Consider the following 17,209-nt stretch of genomic DNA (forward strand, 5'->3'; position numbering starts at 1 on the left):
CCGGTGGTTGCATCCGGGCGGCCGCATGCGCCTTCCCGTCCCGCTCCTGGCGGCTACCGTGCTCTTCGCCCTGCCCGCGAGGGCGGACATCACGCTGTTCCCCGAAGAAGAGACCTGGCTGTCCGTGGGCCCCATGTACAGCGTTGCCTTCGGGGCGGACGAGCCCGGCACGGGCGTGGGCGGGGAGTTGACGCTCAATTGGTTCAAGGACGTAGGCGCCCTGGGCCTCTTCGCGCAGGCGCAGAAGATGGAGCGCGGCAGCGCGCGGCTCTGCGCCGGGCTCCAGGGCACCCTGTTCTTCGGGGGCGTGGAGCTGGGCGTCATGCATGAAACGGCGAGCCGGACACGCGTTGCGACGACGGGCCTGCACGTCGCGCCCTACCTGGCCCTCGTGTTCGGCAGCCTGGGCGTGCGCTTCGGGATTCCGCTGGCCGGGGAGCCGGACATCGGCCCCGGCGGCGTGGAGCGGACGCGGCATGCCCGCGAGGTGGGGCTGGTGTTGACACTCAAGCTCCCCATCGCGCTGAGCCGGGACTCCGTCTGGGGCCCCGTCTTCCCCTGGAACTAGCGCTCAATCGAGCGGCATTTCGTCGCGAATCCACGCCGTGACGGAGTCGTGCCGGGGATTCCACTCCAGTTCGCGGCGCGCGCGCTTGCCACGCACCCGGCTGTTGGAGCCGAAGGAGTAGCGCGCGTGGCCTTCACCCCACTCGCGGCTGGCGTCCTCCACCGACCAGGATTGGACGGGCCCCAGCCCGAGCCGCTGGGCGATGGCGGTGCCAATCTCCGCGAAGGAGGCCTCGCCGTTCTCCACGAAGTAGAAGGCACCGGCGGGAGCGCGCGCCAAGGCGAGCAGGTACAGCGCCACCACGTCATCGATGTGCACGTTGGACCAGCGGTTGACGCCCTTGCCGACGATGCGCACCACGCCGCTCTTGCGCGCCTGCTTCACCAGCGGGGGAATCTGCACGCTGTCCGGGCTGAGCCCGGTGCCCGTGCCGTAGATCATCGTGTTGCACAGGACGATGCCGCGCATTCCCTCGGCGGCGAGCACGCTGTTGTCGACCGCGTGACGGGCCTGCTTGTCGGGCTCGACGATGAAGGGGGTGTCCTCGTCGAACACCTTGTCGGAGAGCACGTCGCCCCGGACGTCATCGCCAATCACGCTGGAACCACTGGTGTGGAGCAGCGGCTTGCCGGAGCCGCGCAGTCCCGCGAGGAGCGCCTCGACAGCCTCCGCGTGGTCACTGCTGGCCGCGTTGATGACCGCGTCCGCACGCCGCGCCTCGGCCGTCAGCAAGGCGCGGTCCTCCAAATCACCCAGCACGGGCTCGATACCGAGCGCCGCCAGCCGCTCCGCCTTCGCCTTGTCCCGGACCAGCCCCCGGATGGCGTGGCCGCGGGCCTTCAGCGAGTGAGCAAGGGAGCCGCCGATGAAGCCGCTCGCGCCCGTCAGGAACAGTTGCATGGAGGACCTCCAGATTCAGGGATGCGTGCAGTCTGCGCATTCCTCACTGGAAACGCCGCCCGCCTCAACGGACCGCTGTCAGCTTCGGTGACTTCTGGGCGCGCTGGCCCAGGTAGCTCTCTCCCCAGGCGCGCAGGGCCAGCACCACCTTGCGGAGGGATTCCCCCAGCTCGGTGAGGCGGTACTCGACGCGGGGAGGCACCTCGGCGTGCACCTTGCGGTGCACCAGCCCGCTGGCTTCGAGTTCGCGAAGTTGTTGGGTCAACATGCGCGCGGTGACGCCAGGGATGCGCTTGCGCAGCTCCCCGAAGCGAAGCGTGCCGTCGAGCAAGTGATAGAGGATGAGCCCCTTCCACTTGCCGCCAATCAAATCGAGCGTGGCCTCCACGGGGCAGCCCGCGGAGCAGTCGTAGGTCTTGTGCCGGGCCATTGGTTACCTTTTTGTACCTACGTGCGAAAATAGTGCGTACTTGTCGTCCAGGTCCACTGGGGCAATGGTGCACGCAAGGAGGCCCCATGCGAGCCGTTGCCCTGCACAAATACCTGCCCGTCGATAATCCAGAAGCACTCATCGACGTGGAACTGCCCACGCCGGAGCCCGGTCCCGGAGAGCTGCGCGTCCGCGTCCACGCCATCTCGGTCAATCCCGTGGACGTCAAGGTCCGCGCGCCCAAGTCCCAGGTGGAAACCACGCCTCGCGTGCTCGGCTGGGATGCGGCGGGTGTCGTTGACGCCGTGGGCCCCGGCGTGAAGCTGTTCCGGCCCGGGGACGAGGTCTACTACGCGGGCTCCATTGCCCGGCCGGGGACGAACGCCGAGTTCCACGTCGTGGACGAGCGCATCGTCGGGCGCAAGCCGCGCTCCCTGTCGTTCGCCCAGGCCGCTGCGCTCCCGCTCACGTCCATCACCTCGTGGGAACTGCTGTTCGAGCGGCTGGAGATTCCGCAGGGCAACGCTCCGTCCCAGGATGTCCTGCTCGTCGTCGGCGGCGCCGGTGGCGTGGGCTCCATGGCGCTCCAACTCGCGCGCAAGCTGGCGGGCGTGACGGTGGTGGCGACCGCGTCGCGTCCGGAGTCGACGGAGTGGTGCGAGGCGCAAGGCGCTCACCACGTCATCAATCACAGACAGTCCCTGGTGCCGCAGCTCCAGAAGCTGGCGCCCCAAGGCGTGCGCTACATCGCGAGCCTGACGGCGACGGACACCCACTTCCCGGAGCTGGTGGAAGTGGCGACGCCCTTCGGGCGGCTGGGGCTCATCGATGACCCGACCAAGCCCCTGGACATCAGCGCCATGAAGCGAAAGAGCCTGTCGCTCCACTGGGAGTTCATGTTCACCCGGCCCCTGTATGAAGCGGCGGACCCGCTCGCGCAGCACCGCATCCTGAACCGGGTCGCCGACCTGGTCGACGCGGGGACGCTGCGGACGACGATGACCCAGGACTTCGGTCCCATCACCGCGGCCAACCTGCGGCGAGCCCACGCCGCCATCGAATCCGGCCGAACCGTGGGGAAGATTGTCCTGAGTGGCTTTCCTTCGTGAGGCACCCGACACGCGGCAGAGGACGGCGCTTTCGAGTGGTCGACCACGAAATCAGGAACCCTGACGTTGGCCTTCGGCGTAACAGGGATGGCACCGCGCTCCCTCACGGTGGATGTCCCTCTGGAAGGCGACGTGGACCTGGGCGACCTCCACATGAGTCCGGGTCGTTCCGTCCAGGGCCGGCTGCTGGACGCCGCGACCTCCGCGCCCATCGAGGGCGCGAGACTGACGCTCTATTTCAGGGCCGGTACCGCAGGACAACGGGTTTCGCATGACAGCGACGTGTCGAATCCGGATGGCACCTTCACCTTGGAGCATGTGAGTGATGCGCCCTCGGAGCTCGTCGTCGACGCCGTGGGCTACCATCGCTACATCGGCACCGTGACAGGAGGAGAGACTCCGCTGATTCGACTTGAGCCTGGCGTTGTCGCCGACGTGACGGTACGGAACCACCAAGGCGCGCCTGTCGAGGCGATGCTCCAGTTCTGGCGGGATGGCGCCCACCAATCAGACACGCTCCTCGTCCGGAACGGAAAAGCAACACATCCAGGTCTGGAGCCCGGATTCTACACCGTCAGAGCCAGCGCGACCTCGGCCGCGGACGGCGCCGTACCCCATTTCGCGCCTCAGCGCGTTCACGTTCCCGACGGCGGCCGACTGACGATTGACTTCGTCGAGCAGACAACAGGCGCGACGGTCACCCTCCTCAATCCCAGCATCAGGGGCGTGTACCTCTCCTTGCATCCCGGGCGGATTCCCGCGCCGACCACCGAGGCCGCCGCTGAGTTCCTCGCAAAGGGGCGGGGATTCATCAATCCCGGCGAGGAAGACGCATCGTTGGAAGAGCACGACGCGCCCAGTCGGACGACGCGCTTCCGCAATGTGCCTCCAGGTCCCGCCACCATCTTCCTGCTGAGCGGATACGTCCCCGTTCATTTCCACCGGGAGGAGTTGACGATTCCGGCCTCCGGGGAAATCGTCCACACGTTGGTTCCCAACTGGCAGCCACTGCCCTCACCTGTGGAATGACGGGACGGTCCATGAACGACTACGAGTTGATTGGCTCACCAGGGTGTGGTTCGGCCATCGTGGAGATGGCGCTGCGAATCACCGGCATCCCGCACCGGCTCACGGACCTGCCCTACCTGGAGCCGGGCCCTGGACGCGACCGGCTGCTGAAGCTCAATCCCCTGGGGCAGGTGCCCACCCTGGTCCTTCCCGATGGCGCGGTGATGACGGAGAGCGCGGCCATCATCCTGCATCTGCACGACCGCTCGCCTCAGAGCAGCCTGGTGCCGGAGCCCACGGCACCCGAGCGCGTGCGCTTCCTCAACCTCCTGTTCCGCCTCGTGGGCGCGGTGTACCCGACGTTCACGTACGCAGACGACCCGCCCAAGTGGACCCTGGCCGGCCCCGCCGCGGACCGGCTGCGCGACACCGTCATGGAGCGCCGCGCCAACCTCTGGCGCGAAATCGAGGCCCAGGTGGGCACGCCCCACGTGCTCGGCGAGCGCTTCAGCGCGCTGGACCTCTACGTCACCGTGATGACGCACTGGCGGCCTGGCAAGGACTGGTTCGCCCAGAACTGTCCCACCCTGGCAGCGGCCGCCACGCGGGCAAAGAAGAACCCGCACGTCGCCGCGGTGCTCGCGCGGCACTTCAGCTGACGGCACTGGCGGGCAGTCCACCCGCAGTGGGAGGCATCGAAGCACGTACCGCAGGCGCAGGAGCGCAGGCTCAAGCACCTGCTCCTCCTGCTCTGCCTCGCCCCCGCCACACTGCTCGCGCAGCCCCGGCCCGCGGAAGAATGGGTGGTGACCACCCAACTCTACGGCGATCTCATCCACCAACGGCTCTTCCTCGAAAGGGAGGGTCACCGGCTGCGCGGCAGCCTGGACGGAGCCCCACTGAATGGACAGGCCGCCGAGGGGCACGTCCAATTCGTCGTCATCAGCAAGAACGGCGCGACCTACACATACCTCGGCACGCAGCAAGGCAACCACCCACGCCTTCACGGAGAGGTCCGGCCCCGCGCGTCCCCCGCGGCCTCCACGCCATCACCGCTTCGAGCCGACGACGTTCTCCAACACCTTCTTCGCGGACCTCCCTTCGATGCTCACCACCCGCACCGTGGACTCCGGTGGCGTGAATGCCCAGGGCGTCACCCGGGCGGTGCGAGGAGACCATCAACCTCTTCGCCCGCCAGCTCCACGCATCCGCGCAGGAGAACGAGCGGTCCATCCAGAAGCTCGATGCCGCGCGCCGGGAGCTGGAGGAGGAGCTCTCCACCATCGAGCAGCAGCGGCTGGCCATCCGGGACTTGTCCACGCCCATCATCGAGCTGCGGGAGAGGACATCCTCATGCTGCCCCTCGTCGGGGTGATGGACACACAGCACTCAGTGGACATGACGGAGCGGCTGCTGCACCGCCTCTCCCAGGGAAAGGCCCGCTGCGCCATCATCGACATCACCGGCATGGTGGTGGTGGACACGGCGACGGCCAATCACTGCATCAAGATGGTGAACGCGGCGCGCCTGCTCGGCACCTATTGCGTCGGCACCGGCATCAGCCCCTTCGTGGCGCAGACGCTCCCCCAGATTGGCGTCGTCCTCCTCGACGTCCTGTTGGAGACGAGGAAGGCGCAGACGCACGACGCCCACGGCAACCTCACCGTCGACGTCAACGCCTGGTACCCCTTGGAGGACGACCTCAAGGCCGACAGGAAGCTCGACAGCTTGCCCGCCCCCACGACACTTCAGCAGGGTGCCGCCAGAAGGGCGCGAATTCCCGCACCTACCTTGTCCACGGGCTGGTCAGCCCTCCCGGCGGCCCTGGGTTCAGCCTTCTGCCTGACCCGGGGTGTGGTCCGGGTCCGGGTAGGGGTGAACACGGTGCGGCGCGTCCTCGTCGTCGCCCTCCGCGCTCCCCGGCGTGTGGCCCGGCTCTTCCTCCATGTAGCGGCCCTGTCGTTCCTGCGCCTCGTCTGGCGGCTCGGACAGCGGCCGCGGCGCTTCCACATCTGGCATGGCGATGTCCTCCTCTTGGAGAACATAGGCAGTCGCCAGCCATGCGATGGTCGCGCCCATATGACGCTTCACCGATTCCTTGGCACCGCCCGGGGACTGCTGCGGAATGCTGTCGGCATTCCCCTCACGCTGTACAGCGTGCTCCGCCCCGGAAAGAAGGAGGCGGAACGCGCGCAACGCAACGCCGAGACGCTCATCGCGGCCTGCCGCGCCTATCAGGCCCGGCACGGACAGCTCCCCGACACCCTGGAGCAGCTCGTGCCGGAGTTCCTCCCCCAGCTGCCACCCGCCAGGTTCAGCGGCCCTCACTTCGGCTTCACCTACGACGTGAGCGGCCCGGCGGACGCACGCCGTCACGTGCTGGGATGGACGGACAGGATTCCCTTCGGGCGCCCCTTCTTCGTCTTCGAGGAGGAGCGCTGGGGCTACCTGGATTGAGCGCGTCCCGGGCCCACGAGCAGGCAGGCGGTCCGCGCTTCGCCGTGGCTCCAAGGAGCGCTCGGGGCGCGTAGCGCCTCATCCGCCGCGTGCCTACCGTTCCCGGTGCGATTTACGGACCGAAGGGAGGCTCGGAGGGTGCGCGGTGCAAGCCGTGTCGGAGTGTTGCTGTTCGGTTGGCTCGCCCTGCTCCTGGGGGCCTGTGACCTTCCACGGGATACGCACGGGACGCAGGAGCGCATCGTTCGAGACGGAGTGCTGCGCGCGGGGCTCGTGCGCCATGAGCCCTGGACGGGCCTCCAGGACGGCAAGCCCATGGGGCCTGAAGCCGAGGCGGTGGCGAAGCTCGCCGAACAGCTGGGGGCGCGCGTGTCCTGGACGGTGGCACCAGAAGCCGAGCTGATGCACGCCCTGGAGGAGCGAGCGGTGGACGTGGTCGTCGGAGGAATCACCGCGAAGTCCCCCTGGGTGAATCAGCTGGGCGCGGGACAGCCCTACCTCACCACCCGGATGCGCGTGGGCGCGCCTCCGGGGAAGACCGTTCCGGAATCCCTGGAGGGTGCGCCCGTCTCCGTGGTGCGGGGCAATGACGCCGGGCCGAAGCTCCAGGCCTGGGGCGCCCGGGTTCGCGAGGTGGAGCGGCTGCATGAAGCCCCGGGCCTCCGGGCCGCCTGGGATTGGCAGCTCGATGCATGGGGCTACGTCGCGGGCGAAGACGTGCTTCGCGAGGAGCAGCGCATCTGGGTGGTGCCCGCGGGTGAAAACCGCTGGCTGCTCACCGTGGACCGCTTCGTCCTCGACCACGCGGAGCCCATCCGGAGGAGCCTCCTCGCCTCCGCCAGAGCCGGCGAGACACCCACGGCCCCCGACGAGGACCGGCGATGAGCTGGCGCCAACGACGGCACCGCGACGGACATGCGCGCGGCCCGGTGGACCCGGGAGATTTGCCTGACGACAAGCACCGCGTCCTCAAGCGCGCGCAGCGGCTGGAGGCCTGGTCGCTGGCGTACCTGGTGGGCTCGGTGGCGCTGCTCTTCATGGGGATGTGGCTGTTCGTGGAGTCCGTGCTCAAGCTGGTGCGCGCCGAATACCCTTCCATCGGTACCACGCAGCTGTTTGGCCACACCGTGTGGATGGGCTGGCTGATGCTGGCGGCCCTGCTGTGGTCGGCGATTCCGTCCGTATTGCTGGGCCAGGCGAAGCTGCCCTTGGCGGAGTCGCTCCACGACAAGGTGCTTCACGCCGACGCGCTGATGAACAAGGCGGACTGGCTCACCGCGGTCGCCGCCATGTTGGGCATACTGGGCATCGGCATGGGCTGGTGGTGGGCGGACGCGGTGGCGGCGGGAGTCATCGCGCTGGACATCGCCTGGGACGGACAGCGGCACCTGCGCACCGCGCTGGGTGACTTGATGGACCGCACGCCGCGCACGCTCGACTCGAAGCACGCCGAGCCGCTGCCGCGCCGCATTCACGAGGCCCTCTGCGGCCTGGACTGGGTGGAGGCCGCCCAGGTGCGCGTGCGAGAGGACGGACACGTCTTCTGCGCGGACGTGCGCCTGGTGCCGAAAGAGCGGGGACCGGAGCTCGTCACCCGGCTGGGCAACGCCGCCGAAGACCTCAAGCGCCTGGACTGGCGCCTGCGCGACGTGCTGCTGGTGCCGGTGGACCGGCTCGGCTGACCCCGCCCGAGCCGCCGAGGGCACACCGTCAGCGCGCCCCGACGCCCGCGTCGCCGAAGGTGTCACAGGCCTCCAGCGTGCCCTGCTTCAGCCCGCGCCGGAACCAGGTGACGCGCTGCTCGGACGAGCCGTGGGTGAAGGACTCCGGGACGACGTAGCCCTGGGCGCGCCGCTGCAAGGTGTCATCACCAATGGCGCTCGCCGCGGCCAGTCCCTCCTCGACGTCCCCCGACTCCAGCAACTGCCGCTGACGCTGGGCATGGTGGGCCCAGATGCCGGCGAAGCAGTCCGCCTGCAGCTCCTGGAGGACGGACAGGGCATTGGCCTCTTCCGGAGACAGGCGTCCGCGCAGCGACTGCACCTGCCTTGAGATGCCCAGGAGGTTCTGCACGTGGTGCCCCACCTCGTGCGCCACGACATAGGCCTGCGCGAAGTCGCCGGGCGCACCGAAGCGCCGGTCCAATTCGTCGAAGAAGCCGAGGTCCAGGTACACGCGCCGGTCCGGTGGACAGTAGAAAGGCCCCACCGCGCTCTCCTGGAAGCCGCACGCGGACTGCACCGCGTCCGTGAAGAGCACCAACCGAGGCTGCGCGTATTGCACGCCCACGGGCGCGAGGACTTCCGGCCAGGTGTCCTCCGTGTCCGCGAGCACGACGGACACGAAGTCCTTGAGCTCTTCCTGCCGGGGGTCCAACGGCTGGCCTGAACCGCCCGTGCCGTCCACGCTCCGAGGGTCCTCGCCTCCGCCCAGCCCGAGCTCGGAAGGGTCGCCCCCGAGCAGCAGCACCAGCAAGGCCACGACGATGGAGGCCGCGCCGCCTCCCAGCGCCAGCGGGCGGCCCAGGCCACTGCCCCGCCTATCTTCGACATTCGAGCTGCGACGTCCCCCCTGCCACCGCATGCGGCGCTCCCCCTGGCTGGTCCCCGGCGGCCTCAAGATAAGCAGCCAGGGACACGGCGGTGGACGACAGCCCCTGCCCGGCGGGACGGACAGCAGGCAGGGGGCCGTGGTGGACTACGGCTGGGACATGGCCTGAATGGCGGACCGCGCCTGGCCCTCGTCGGCGGTGATGGAGACGACGAGCCGCTGGTAGCAGCCTTCGAACTCCTTTCGCAGGGACTCGGCCGTCACCGACTGGAGCAGCGCGGGCCGGCGCGTCACCGTGTCCGGCTCGAAGCCCCGGACGTGCGCGGTCAGCAGCGCGTTCACCCAGGCCTCCGAGCTGATGAAGGAGACCGCCTGAGCCGCCAGCATGCCCCTGCGGGCCCGCTCCAGCGTGTGCTCGGGTACCTCCTTCGCGAAGGACGCGAGAATCTGACGGACGGTGCTGATGCCTTCACCCATGCGCTGCGCATCCACCGCGCCCTCCAGCACCAGATGGGCCGCGCCGCCGCGCCCCAGCCAGGGCCGCGCGGAGAAGCCGTACGTCGCGCCCCGGCGCGAGCGCATCTCCCCCGAGGCGTGGCCGTGGATCAGCTCCGCCATCAGGGCGTAGCGCGCCTCTGCTTCGGGTGTGGCCGTGGGCAGCCGGCAGGCCAGCTGCACCTGCGCCTGGCTCGCGCCGGGACGCGGCGTGAGCAGGGCCTTCGCGGCCGAAGCCGCCACCGGCAGCTCAGGCGAAGGCGGCGTGGCGACGGGCTTCGCCTTCCCCCGGCTCCAACCGCCGAGGTACTTGCGCGCCAGCCCCTCCACTTCCTTCACGTCGAACTCGCCGGCGATGACGACCACCGTGTTGGCCGGCCGGTACACGTCCTTCAGCCACGCCTCGGCCTCCGTCCAGGACACCTGGGCCAGGTCCGCGCTGGTGACCTCCCGCGCATAGGGATGCGTGCCGTACAGCGCCTTCTGGAGGTGACGCTCGGCCAGGAGCTCCGGATTCGAGTCCACCGCCTGGCGCCAGGGCAGCACCTGCTCGCGGTAGAAGCGCACCACGTCTTCGGAGGTCCGCGTGGAGTCGAGCTGCTCGGCCAGCATCGCCAACATGTTGCCGACGTTGCCCGCCGTGCCGGAGATGCCGACGCGCAGGTGGTCGCGCTGGAACGACGAGGTCGAATGCAGGCCCCAGTCACTGGGGCGGCCCTCGAACCAGGACTCCCGGAAGGAGCCCCAGTTGGCCAGGTCCGCCACGCCCGGCTTCTCGCCGTAGGACGAACCACCGCCCAGCGCCGCGCCGATACGGACCACCGGGAGGCCCGGACGTGGAGCGAGCAGCACCTCCATGCCATTGTCCAGCTTGAGCACCTGCACGGGCGAGTCGAGCGCCGCTGTCATCGACGGCGTCACCTGCTCGGCGGGCGTGGTCCAGGGCTCCTCGTCCGCCGACAGTGTGGCGGCCGCCGTCGCCGCGCCGGGTACCTCACCCGGACGGACGACAATCATTCGAACCCGGTCCCGCTGCAGCCACTGGTAGGAGAAGTCCGTCACCTTGCCGCCGGCGAGTCCCATCAGCGCCACCTGCGAGCGGGTGTAGGAGCGCACGTCCTGCGTGAAGTGGGTGAGCAGCGCCCGGCGCTCGGTGCGGGACATGAGGTCCTCCGACTCCAGCACCATGCCCGTCACCACCTGCCGGCGCATCGCCTGGAAGTCGAACTCGCGGCCCAGCACGGAGCCGGGCTGAATCTCCTGCACCCACGCGTTCTGCACCTGGTCCAACACCTTCCCCGCCGAGCGCGCCGGGTCGTCTCCCCGGCTGAGCCGCACCCGCACCACCAACAGCGAGGCACGCGTCCCCGGAATCAGGTTGGTGGAGATGTCCGCGATGTCGCCGTCATTGCGCACCGCGCCCCAGAGGTTCTGGCTGAAGCTGGCGCGAACGAAGTCCTGGACCGCGCTGGACTCGTCGAAGCCGCGCGGCAGCACCCAGGACAGATACACCTCCGGGGTGGGCACGGCGGCGGTGAAGACGGGCACCGACTTCTGGGCGGGCGTGGTGGCCGGGGCCGCGGGCTGCGCGGGCAGGCGCGCCTCCAGCGCCAGGGGCGCGCCCGTGCCCACCCAGGCCTCGGGCAGGTTGGTGCGGAGCGTGGCCTCCACGGCCGCCAGGTCCACGTCACCGGCGATGACCAGCGTGACGTTGTCGGGACGGTAGTGCGCCCGGGCGAAGCGCTGCGCGTCCGACAGGCTGAGCGCGGACAGCGACTCGTGCGTCCCGGCGAGAGGACGCGCGTAGGGGTGGCCACCCGGGAAGGCCGCGGCGTTCATCCAGCTGAAGACCTGCCCCACGTAGCCCGTCTCGTTGCGCTGGCGGAGCTCGTTGCGGACCACCTCGCGCTCCACCGCGAACACCTCCGGGCTCACACCCGCGAGCGGCGCGGCCATGCGCTGGCCCTCCAGCTTCAAGAGGACTGGCAGGGCCTCCTTGGGGGCCAGCGTCTCGTAGGACGTGTAATCCAGGCTGGTGGAGGCGTTGTAGAAGCCCGCGCCCGACGTCTCCAGGCGCCGCCACACCGACGGCCCACCCGCGTGGCGGGAACGGAAGGCCAGGTGCTCCACGACGTGCGCCAGGCCCTCCTTGCCGCCCGGGTCACTGGAGCCCCCTACTCCCACCACCGCGACCACCGCCACCACGGGAGAGCGGGCATCCTGCTCCACCACCACGCGGAGCCCCGAGGGGAAGCGGAAGTCCCGCAACGGGAAGGCCACGTCGCGCATGACGATCTGCCCTCGCTGCGGCAGCGTGGCGCACGCGCTCAGCAGCAGCGCCAGGGCAATGATGGCGGCACCGGGCCGCCAGGCGGGAGGAAGGGCAACACGCGGGGGAGACATCCAGGCTCCAAGGACGAGCCCGGGAGCAGCACGCAGGGGCATGCCCCACCGCCTCCCCCGAGCGGAAGTGATTCCTGGCAGCGACGAGGCGAAGGCAATGCGCAAACCGCGCCGGCCCTGGACTCAAGGCCACACGGACCGAATGCTCATACCATCCACGGGAAGACAGGCCAAGAGCCGGGACTTACAGGCGCGTTTGCCAAATCCAAGCACCTCCGCAATCCTGGCAATTCAAAATCCAACAGGACCGTCGTCGCGACGGGAGGCATCATGCGAGCAACGTGGATGGGCGTGGCGCTGGCTGCGATCTTCATGGGGACGGGCTGTGGCGGCATGGACCCGGTACTGGAGGACCCAGCCGGCACGGACGAGACTCACGGAGCCGAAGCCCAGACGCTGACCACCTGTGAAGACTGCCATACCACCTACACCGCCTGCATTCGCCAGGCCCTTGGGGACCCCGAGGAGACGCAGGTCTGCATCGACCAGCGGCACGAGTGCGCGCTGCAATACTGCCCGTGACGGCATGAGCTTGCCGCCAACGTGGCGCTAACGCGCGGGGCGGGAGAAGCGCCGCCCCGCCCCTGCCCTAATCCTACAACTGTAGTTTGAACCGCGCCCCTCGGGTCCAGTAGTGGCACTGCATGGCAACAGCCTGGAGGTGGCGACGCCAGCGACCCCTCGCCCAAACCCGCGTGAGCGGTGCGACTGCACTCCATAGGAGAGCCAGGGGTTCCTCATCATTCCGCGAGAAACAGCGGGGACCCAGCTATGCACGGATGGCCTAGGCAAGACGTTCAATGCGGCCACGAGGCCCTACTGCCCCAATGGGGACAGTCGGCCTTCACGTCACGGCGAGGCAGCGCCCAATCGCGGCGACTGCCTGCATCGCGTCTGTATTAATATTCCCATGCACACCCGCCCCTGAATGTTCCGTGACCATGAACCTTGTCAAAGTCATTTTGATTATTTCCGTCTTTTGGGCTGGTGAAGGACGTGCTCAGGTGTCTACGTCGGGGGCGCAGCCAGTGGCAAATCCGCCTGCTGCCGCGCCTGTACTTGTCGCTAGTTCCAGCACTGCGCACCTTCAAAAGGGGTGGCCGTTGGTCTTGTCGATAGGTCTGCTGCATCCACGCGCAGTCATGCCGGAAGGCCAAGTGCGTTCCGTGGGAGATTTCGTTATCGAGGCGCCTCACGGTGGGTGGGAACAGCATCTATCCATTGAAATTTTCTTTCGACAAAATCGAAATAGCAAACAAGTACAGTTGCCGCTACGGCGGGTGGATGGCCCTGTACGGCGACTGGTCCTGACTTCGGATAAGTCTAGATTCTTCCTGCGCTACACCTTACCACCAGATGAGACGGCGAATTTGACCGCGGGTCAGTATCTCATCGTTGCCAGACTAGACACGACTCGCGGTTCATCTGACAATGGCTGGAGGGGGGTTCTGAACGCCTCTCAGGTATTTTACGTAATGGAACAGTCATCCGCCCTGCCATCCAGCGAAGGCTGCCGTCGTGCGCTGGCGCATAGTGACTATTTTGAAACAATCGGAATCCCTGATGAGGCGCTCAAGGCGCTGGACGATTATTTGCCAACGGCTCAGCCAGGGACGGCTGCAATGTGCTTGAATCGGCGGGCCTCGTTCGCCGAAGCGGCGGGGGATTTGAAGTTGGCGCGGGACTACTATTGCAAAGCTTCTCATGACTCCACGGTGCATATTTGGGAGTTGGAGAAGTCGCGCAAAAAGGGAGAGCAGGCGCCGCACTATACTCGCTCCATTTTCGATGAAAACTGCGAGAGATTAACCAAGTTGTTCGGCAAGATGAAATAACGCCGCAACGAAGGCACGGGCTTCTTCAGAACTACCACTGTAGGGCCGAGCGCCACCGGCGTCCCGAATCCCCCACCGTCTTTCCGAGACAGGCGCGGGACGGGCTCTGTTGACCGCTCGTCATCCGCACTCCCAGCGGCATCGAGGCGCGACGGGCACGTCGGGGCAGGCGGGTACATTGCGCCCCGCCCAGCACCACGCCCGTTCCGGCGTGCGCAGGCGAAAGGGAGCAACCATGGCCTTGCAGAATGATTACCAGGACGTGCTCGACGTGGCGAAGAACGTGGGCGCCAAGGTCGAGTCGCGCGAGGAGAACGGCAAGCTCATCATCAAGGGGTCGGTGGACTACGCCTGGGACCGGGACCGGATGTGGGACCAGATCAAGGCCAGACATCCGAACTGGCAGAACGAGGTCATGGTCATGCTCACCGTCACGCACGAGACGCCGTACGGCCTGTACACCGTCAAGTCGGGCGACACGCTGAGCAAGCTGGCCAAGGACATCTACGGGGACATGAAGCTGTACCCGAAGATTTTCGAGGCCAACAAGGACCAACTCAAGGACCCGGACAAAATCAAGGTCGGGCAGGTGCTGAAGCTGCCGCCCAAGTCCATCGCGAACGCGTGACCTCGAGCGCGCCAGGCGGGAGCACCGGGACGTGCCCCGCCTCGGCCGTAGCGGCCCAGTGAAGGGGCGCCGCGACGCCTGGCCTGCGAGGGAATGTCCCTCAGGTCAGGCGTCGAACGAGCCGGGCAGGAACGCCCGCCACAAATGTGTTCGGAGCGACATCCTCCGTCACCACCGCTCCGGCCCCCACCACCGAGTTCTCGCCCACCGTCACCCCCGGCAATATCGTGACGGCCGCCGCAATCCAGACGTTCCGCTGGAGCACAATGGGCTTCGCGACCGCGAAAGCACGCCGCATGGCGGGCTCCAGGGGATGACTCGACGTGATGATGTTCACCTTCGGGCCGATCATGACGTCGTCAGCGATGTCGATCCCCCCGATATCCATCAACGTGCAACACTGGTTGATGAACACATTCCGCCCGACGCGGATGTTGACTCCATGGTCGGTGTAGAACGGCGGGATGAGCGAAAACGTGCTGTCGACAGTCCTACCGGTCAGCTCACTGAAGAGCGCCCTGATTTCTTCGGCATCATCGAAGGTGCGCTTGTTCAATTCCGCGGTCAGGCGCATCGCTCGCCGGATGTTGCTGAACATGACCTCGGATTCAGGGGTGCCAATCCGCACCTCCCGAGGCAGGAATGGCTTCTCATTCTGCATGGGGCGGTCCTCGTCGGTGCCAGGCAGCCGCTGAACAACTGCGTGCCGTTCAACAGAACCCTAGCCAACGCTACGCGAGGACATCAAACAACTCGATATCCCTGAGACACAACCACTGGTTGTGCCGCCCTCCCCTGGGAGGACGCGAGCGCCGCGATACACTGCCCGGCGACACTGGGGCAACGCAGGCGGGGTGACATGGATTTCGATGGTGTGCGGACCTTCATTGCCGTCGCCGACGCGGGGCAGTTCCAAGAGGCGGCGTCGAGGCTGTCACTCACGCAGCAAGCCGTCTCCAAGCGCATCGCCGCGCTCGAGGCCACCCTCGGGGTACGGCTGTTCGTCCGAACTCCGCGCGGAATTCAGCTCACCATCGACGGCCAGGTATTCCTGCCTCACGCTCGCAGCATCCTCGAAGCGGCAGAGCGGGCAGCCGATTCCGTGCGCCCCGGCCGCCGTCGGCTCCGTGTCGACGTGGTCAAGCCGAACCTCGGGAGCGCACGCATCCTTCGTGACTTCCACAGCGCACATCCTGAGATTGAAATCGATGTCGTCACGCATCTCTTCGACGCGAAGACCGCGTTGGCCGCTGTGCGGGAAGGGAGCATCGACGCGACGTTTCGCGCCATCACCCGGCCCGCGCAACAACTGACCGACGGCGTCGTGGCGACCCGAGTTCTCGACGACGCCGTGGAGCTCCTCACGAGCGATACGCACAGGCTCGCCGCTGCGACTTCGCTGACGCCGGCCGAGCTCGCGAAGCACAAGGTCTGGATGCCCTTCATCGTCCCAGGAACAGAGTGGGCCGCCTATTACGACGAACTCGCCGCGAGATTCGGGCTCACCATCGACACCCTCGGTCCCGACTTCGGCATCGATGCGCTCCTGGAGGTGATTGCCGGCTCCTCCAGTCTGGCCACACTCGTAGGTGAACACATCCGGCTGGTGTGGCCGGCCGAGTACAACCTCCGCCGCATTCCCATCCGCAACCCGATGCTCGTCTACCCACATTCCCTGGTCTGGCGTAGCGACAACGCGCACCCCGCGCTCACGAAGCTCCGCGCCTACCTCGACGCCCGGAAGGACCGCTATCGGCATCCCAAGGCGTGGTCACCCCCATGGACGAACCGCTGAAGGCAGACGCGTCGATGTGAGGCAGGCCCTAGCCCCTACAAGCGCTCAGCGGACCTGCGCCGGCGTCGTCACAGACGCGGGCTTCGGCAGGTCCGCGTCCTTCAGCACCTTGCCCCGCAGCTGCCGCTCCGTCGCGTCCGTGTAGCCCCGGTCCACCAGCCCGCTCAAGTCGAACGGTACGCTCCGAGTACGCTCCAGCTTCTCCGCGCGCGCCTCCAGTGTCTTGGCGGCCACCTTCTCCTCGTACCCCACGCCCACCAGGATGCGGTTCGAGCTCTGCGGCACGATGAACTCATACAGCTGCGTGAAGGCCACCTGCCACGTGTGCACCATGGCGTCGTAGTGGCGGTTGGGCGGAAAGGCCCACACGTTGCCCACCACCGCGCCCTGGGGGCTCAGCTTCGCCCGCACCGCCGCCAGGAACTCCTGCGTGGCCAGGTGCTCAGGGATGCTGTCCGGGCCATAGGCATCCAGGAAGATGAGGTCATACGCGGGCCGCTCGGCTTCGATGAAGCGCCGGCCGTCTCCAACGTGCGCGCGCAGGAGCGGGTCCTCCCGGAAGCCGAAGTAGCGCCTGGCCACCGTCACCACATCCGGATCGATGTCCACCACGTCGATGTGCGCCCGAGGCACCACCTTGCGCAGGAACATGGGCATGGCCCCGCCCCCCAGCCCCACGATGAGGATGCGCTTGGGCGCGGGCACGTAGGCCAGCCCTACCATGGAGACCTGCGTGTACGGCAGCACCAGGTCCAGCGGCTTGCCCGGCCGGACCACGCTCTGCAGCGCCCCCGAGGCATCGAAGCCCAGATACCGGCGCCCCTCCTCGTCCTCCGTCACCGAGATGAGGGTGTAGGGCGATTCCTTCTCGTACAGGACCTTGCGGGACGCGGAGGCCGTACATGCCAGGAACACCAGCCCCACCAGCAGCAGCCGCTGGGTCACACCGCGCATGTCCATCCCTTCCTGGTACAGAGTACCAAAAAGACAGCATTTCTCTCAAGAAAAACAACAGGTTGACGCATACGGCG

The 17,209-nt window shown here is 67.6% G+C and carries 18 protein-coding genes; 12 read left to right on the forward strand and 6 right to left on the reverse strand.

The features are described from left to right. Positions 1 to 25 precede the first annotated feature (25 nt). Positions 26 to 568, forward strand: coding sequence for a hypothetical protein (locus OZ403_RS28815; RefSeq protein WP_268782283.1), 543 nt, complete (start codon positions 26 to 28; stop codon positions 566 to 568). A gap of 3 nt (positions 569 to 571) precedes the next feature. On the opposite strand, the gene OZ403_RS28820 is transcribed toward OZ403_RS28815, so the two are convergent. Next, positions 572 to 1,468, reverse strand: a complete 897-nt coding sequence (locus OZ403_RS28820) for an NAD-dependent epimerase/dehydratase family protein (RefSeq protein WP_268782284.1) — start codon at positions 1,466 to 1,468, stop codon at positions 572 to 574. Between the two features lie 64 nt (positions 1,469 to 1,532). Further along, positions 1,533 to 1,898 carry a winged helix-turn-helix transcriptional regulator gene (locus tag OZ403_RS28825; RefSeq protein ID WP_140794523.1) on the reverse strand — a complete coding sequence of 122 codons (366 nt, stop codon included), beginning with the start codon at positions 1,896 to 1,898 and terminating at the stop codon, positions 1,533 to 1,535. 86 nt (positions 1,899 to 1,984) lie between these two features. On the opposite strand from OZ403_RS28825, the gene OZ403_RS28830 reads away from it, so the two are divergent. The 7 genes from OZ403_RS28830 to OZ403_RS28860 all read left to right on the forward strand — a co-directional run bounded on the left by OZ403_RS28830 (position 1,985) and on the right by OZ403_RS28860 (position 8,154). After that, positions 1,985 to 3,007: a zinc-binding alcohol dehydrogenase family protein gene (locus OZ403_RS28830; protein WP_268782285.1), complete on the forward strand. Its 1,023-nt coding sequence runs from the start codon at positions 1,985 to 1,987 to the stop codon at positions 3,005 to 3,007. A gap of 132 nt (positions 3,008 to 3,139) precedes the next feature. After that, the gene (locus OZ403_RS28835; protein WP_268782286.1) at positions 3,140 to 4,036 is read left to right on the forward strand and encodes an MSCRAMM family protein; all 897 of its coding nucleotides are present in this window, start codon (positions 3,140 to 3,142) and stop codon (positions 4,034 to 4,036) included. Positions 4,037 to 4,047: 11 nt separating this feature from the next. Continuing rightward, a complete protein-coding gene (locus OZ403_RS28840; protein WP_268782287.1) occupies positions 4,048 to 4,674 on the forward strand; it encodes a glutathione S-transferase family protein in 627 nt (208 codons plus the stop codon). 482 nt (positions 4,675 to 5,156) lie between these two features. Then, positions 5,157 to 5,390, forward strand: a complete 234-nt coding sequence (locus OZ403_RS28845) for a hypothetical protein (protein WP_268782288.1) — start codon at positions 5,157 to 5,159, stop codon at positions 5,388 to 5,390. Continuing rightward, positions 5,369 to 6,472: an STAS domain-containing protein gene (locus tag OZ403_RS28850; RefSeq protein WP_268782289.1), complete on the forward strand. Its 1,104-nt coding sequence runs from the start codon at positions 5,369 to 5,371 to the stop codon at positions 6,470 to 6,472. The genes OZ403_RS28845 and OZ403_RS28850 overlap by 22 nt, the downstream gene beginning before the upstream one ends. Positions 6,473 to 6,610: 138 nt before the next feature. Further along, positions 6,611 to 7,357: a transporter substrate-binding domain-containing protein gene (locus OZ403_RS28855; RefSeq protein WP_268782290.1), complete on the forward strand. Its 747-nt coding sequence runs from the start codon at positions 6,611 to 6,613 to the stop codon at positions 7,355 to 7,357. Further along, the gene (locus OZ403_RS28860) at positions 7,354 to 8,154 is read left to right on the forward strand and encodes a cation transporter (protein WP_268782291.1); all 801 of its coding nucleotides are present in this window, start codon (positions 7,354 to 7,356) and stop codon (positions 8,152 to 8,154) included. Before OZ403_RS28855 ends, OZ403_RS28860 begins: the two co-directional genes overlap by 4 nt. A 28-nt stretch (positions 8,155 to 8,182) precedes the next feature. Here the strand turns inward: OZ403_RS28860 and ypfJ are convergent, their stop codons facing one another. Together ypfJ and OZ403_RS28870 are read right to left on the reverse strand one after the other, a co-directional pair. Further along, positions 8,183 to 9,055 carry a KPN_02809 family neutral zinc metallopeptidase gene (gene ypfJ / locus OZ403_RS28865; protein ID WP_268782292.1) on the reverse strand — a complete coding sequence of 291 codons (873 nt, stop codon included), beginning with the start codon at positions 9,053 to 9,055 and terminating at the stop codon, positions 8,183 to 8,185. Positions 9,056 to 9,169: 114 nt separating this feature from the next. Further along, complete coding sequence (locus OZ403_RS28870) at positions 9,170 to 11,920, reverse strand: M16 family metallopeptidase (RefSeq protein WP_268782293.1); 2,751 nt, start codon at positions 11,918 to 11,920, stop codon at positions 9,170 to 9,172. A gap of 270 nt (positions 11,921 to 12,190) precedes the next feature. Here OZ403_RS28870 and OZ403_RS28875 point away from each other — a divergent pair, with 270 nt between their 5' ends. The 3 genes from OZ403_RS28875 to OZ403_RS28885 all read left to right on the forward strand — a co-directional run bounded on the left by OZ403_RS28875 (position 12,191) and on the right by OZ403_RS28885 (position 14,383). Further along, entirely contained in the window at positions 12,191 to 12,442 is a 252-nt protein-coding gene (locus OZ403_RS28875) for a hypothetical protein (protein WP_268782294.1), read from the forward strand. A gap of 419 nt (positions 12,443 to 12,861) precedes the next feature. Beyond that, the gene (locus OZ403_RS28880) at positions 12,862 to 13,755 is read left to right on the forward strand and encodes a hypothetical protein (RefSeq protein ID WP_268782295.1); all 894 of its coding nucleotides are present in this window, start codon (positions 12,862 to 12,864) and stop codon (positions 13,753 to 13,755) included. A 235-nt stretch (positions 13,756 to 13,990) separates the two neighbouring features. Beyond that, positions 13,991 to 14,383: a LysM peptidoglycan-binding domain-containing protein gene (locus OZ403_RS28885; protein ID WP_140794531.1), complete on the forward strand. Its 393-nt coding sequence runs from the start codon at positions 13,991 to 13,993 to the stop codon at positions 14,381 to 14,383. Positions 14,384 to 14,483: 100 nt separating this feature from the next. On the opposite strand, the gene OZ403_RS28890 is transcribed toward OZ403_RS28885, so the two are convergent. Further along, positions 14,484 to 15,044: a sugar O-acetyltransferase gene (locus tag OZ403_RS28890; protein WP_140794532.1), complete on the reverse strand. Its 561-nt coding sequence runs from the start codon at positions 15,042 to 15,044 to the stop codon at positions 14,484 to 14,486. Between the two features lie 198 nt (positions 15,045 to 15,242). Between OZ403_RS28890 and OZ403_RS28895 the strand changes: the two genes are divergently transcribed. Continuing rightward, on the forward strand, positions 15,243 to 16,178 hold the full coding sequence (locus OZ403_RS28895) for a LysR family transcriptional regulator (protein WP_140876753.1): 936 nt from the start codon (positions 15,243 to 15,245) through the stop codon (positions 16,176 to 16,178). Between the two features lie 45 nt (positions 16,179 to 16,223). Here the strand turns inward: OZ403_RS28895 and OZ403_RS28900 are convergent, their stop codons facing one another. Next, positions 16,224 to 17,138 (reverse strand): spermidine synthase, encoded by a 915-nt coding sequence (locus OZ403_RS28900; RefSeq protein ID WP_140794534.1) that lies wholly within the window; start codon positions 17,136 to 17,138, stop codon positions 16,224 to 16,226. Positions 17,139 to 17,209 lie beyond the last annotated feature (71 nt).

This window comes from Myxococcus sp. NMCA1 (genome assembly GCF_026810205.1).
Lineage (GTDB): Bacteria > Myxococcota > Myxococcia > Myxococcales > Myxococcaceae > Myxococcus > Myxococcus xanthus_A.

Bases quoted from the DNA above. Each gene is read 5' to 3' on its own strand.
- OZ403_RS28815 (WP_268782283.1), top strand. From the start codon at position 26: ATGCGCCTTCCCGTCCCGCTCCTGGCGGCTACCGTGCTCTTCGCCCTG.
- OZ403_RS28820 (WP_268782284.1), bottom strand. From the start codon at position 1,468: ATGCAACTGTTCCTGACGGGCGCGAGCGGCTTCATCGGCGGCTCCCTT.
- OZ403_RS28825 (WP_140794523.1), bottom strand. From the start codon at position 1,898: ATGGCCCGGCACAAGACCTACGACTGCTCCGCGGGCTGCCCCGTGGAG.
- OZ403_RS28830 (WP_268782285.1), top strand. From the start codon at position 1,985: ATGCGAGCCGTTGCCCTGCACAAATACCTGCCCGTCGATAATCCAGAA.
- OZ403_RS28840 (WP_268782287.1), top strand. From the start codon at position 4,048: ATGAACGACTACGAGTTGATTGGCTCACCAGGGTGTGGTTCGGCCATC.
- OZ403_RS28845 (WP_268782288.1), top strand. From the start codon at position 5,157: ATGCCCAGGGCGTCACCCGGGCGGTGCGAGGAGACCATCAACCTCTTC.
- OZ403_RS28850 (WP_268782289.1), top strand. From the start codon at position 5,369: ATGCTGCCCCTCGTCGGGGTGATGGACACACAGCACTCAGTGGACATG.
- OZ403_RS28860 (WP_268782291.1), top strand. From the start codon at position 7,354: ATGAGCTGGCGCCAACGACGGCACCGCGACGGACATGCGCGCGGCCCG.
- ypfJ (WP_268782292.1), bottom strand. From the start codon at position 9,055: ATGCGGTGGCAGGGGGGACGTCGCAGCTCGAATGTCGAAGATAGGCGG.
- OZ403_RS28870 (WP_268782293.1), bottom strand. From the start codon at position 11,920: ATGTCTCCCCCGCGTGTTGCCCTTCCTCCCGCCTGGCGGCCCGGTGCC.
- OZ403_RS28875 (WP_268782294.1), top strand. From the start codon at position 12,191: ATGCGAGCAACGTGGATGGGCGTGGCGCTGGCTGCGATCTTCATGGGG.
- OZ403_RS28880 (WP_268782295.1), top strand. From the start codon at position 12,862: ATGAACCTTGTCAAAGTCATTTTGATTATTTCCGTCTTTTGGGCTGGT.
- OZ403_RS28885 (WP_140794531.1), top strand. From the start codon at position 13,991: ATGGCCTTGCAGAATGATTACCAGGACGTGCTCGACGTGGCGAAGAAC.
- OZ403_RS28890 (WP_140794532.1), bottom strand. From the start codon at position 15,044: ATGCAGAATGAGAAGCCATTCCTGCCTCGGGAGGTGCGGATTGGCACC.
- OZ403_RS28895 (WP_140876753.1), top strand. From the start codon at position 15,243: ATGGATTTCGATGGTGTGCGGACCTTCATTGCCGTCGCCGACGCGGGG.
- OZ403_RS28900 (WP_140794534.1), bottom strand. From the start codon at position 17,138: ATGGACATGCGCGGTGTGACCCAGCGGCTGCTGCTGGTGGGGCTGGTG.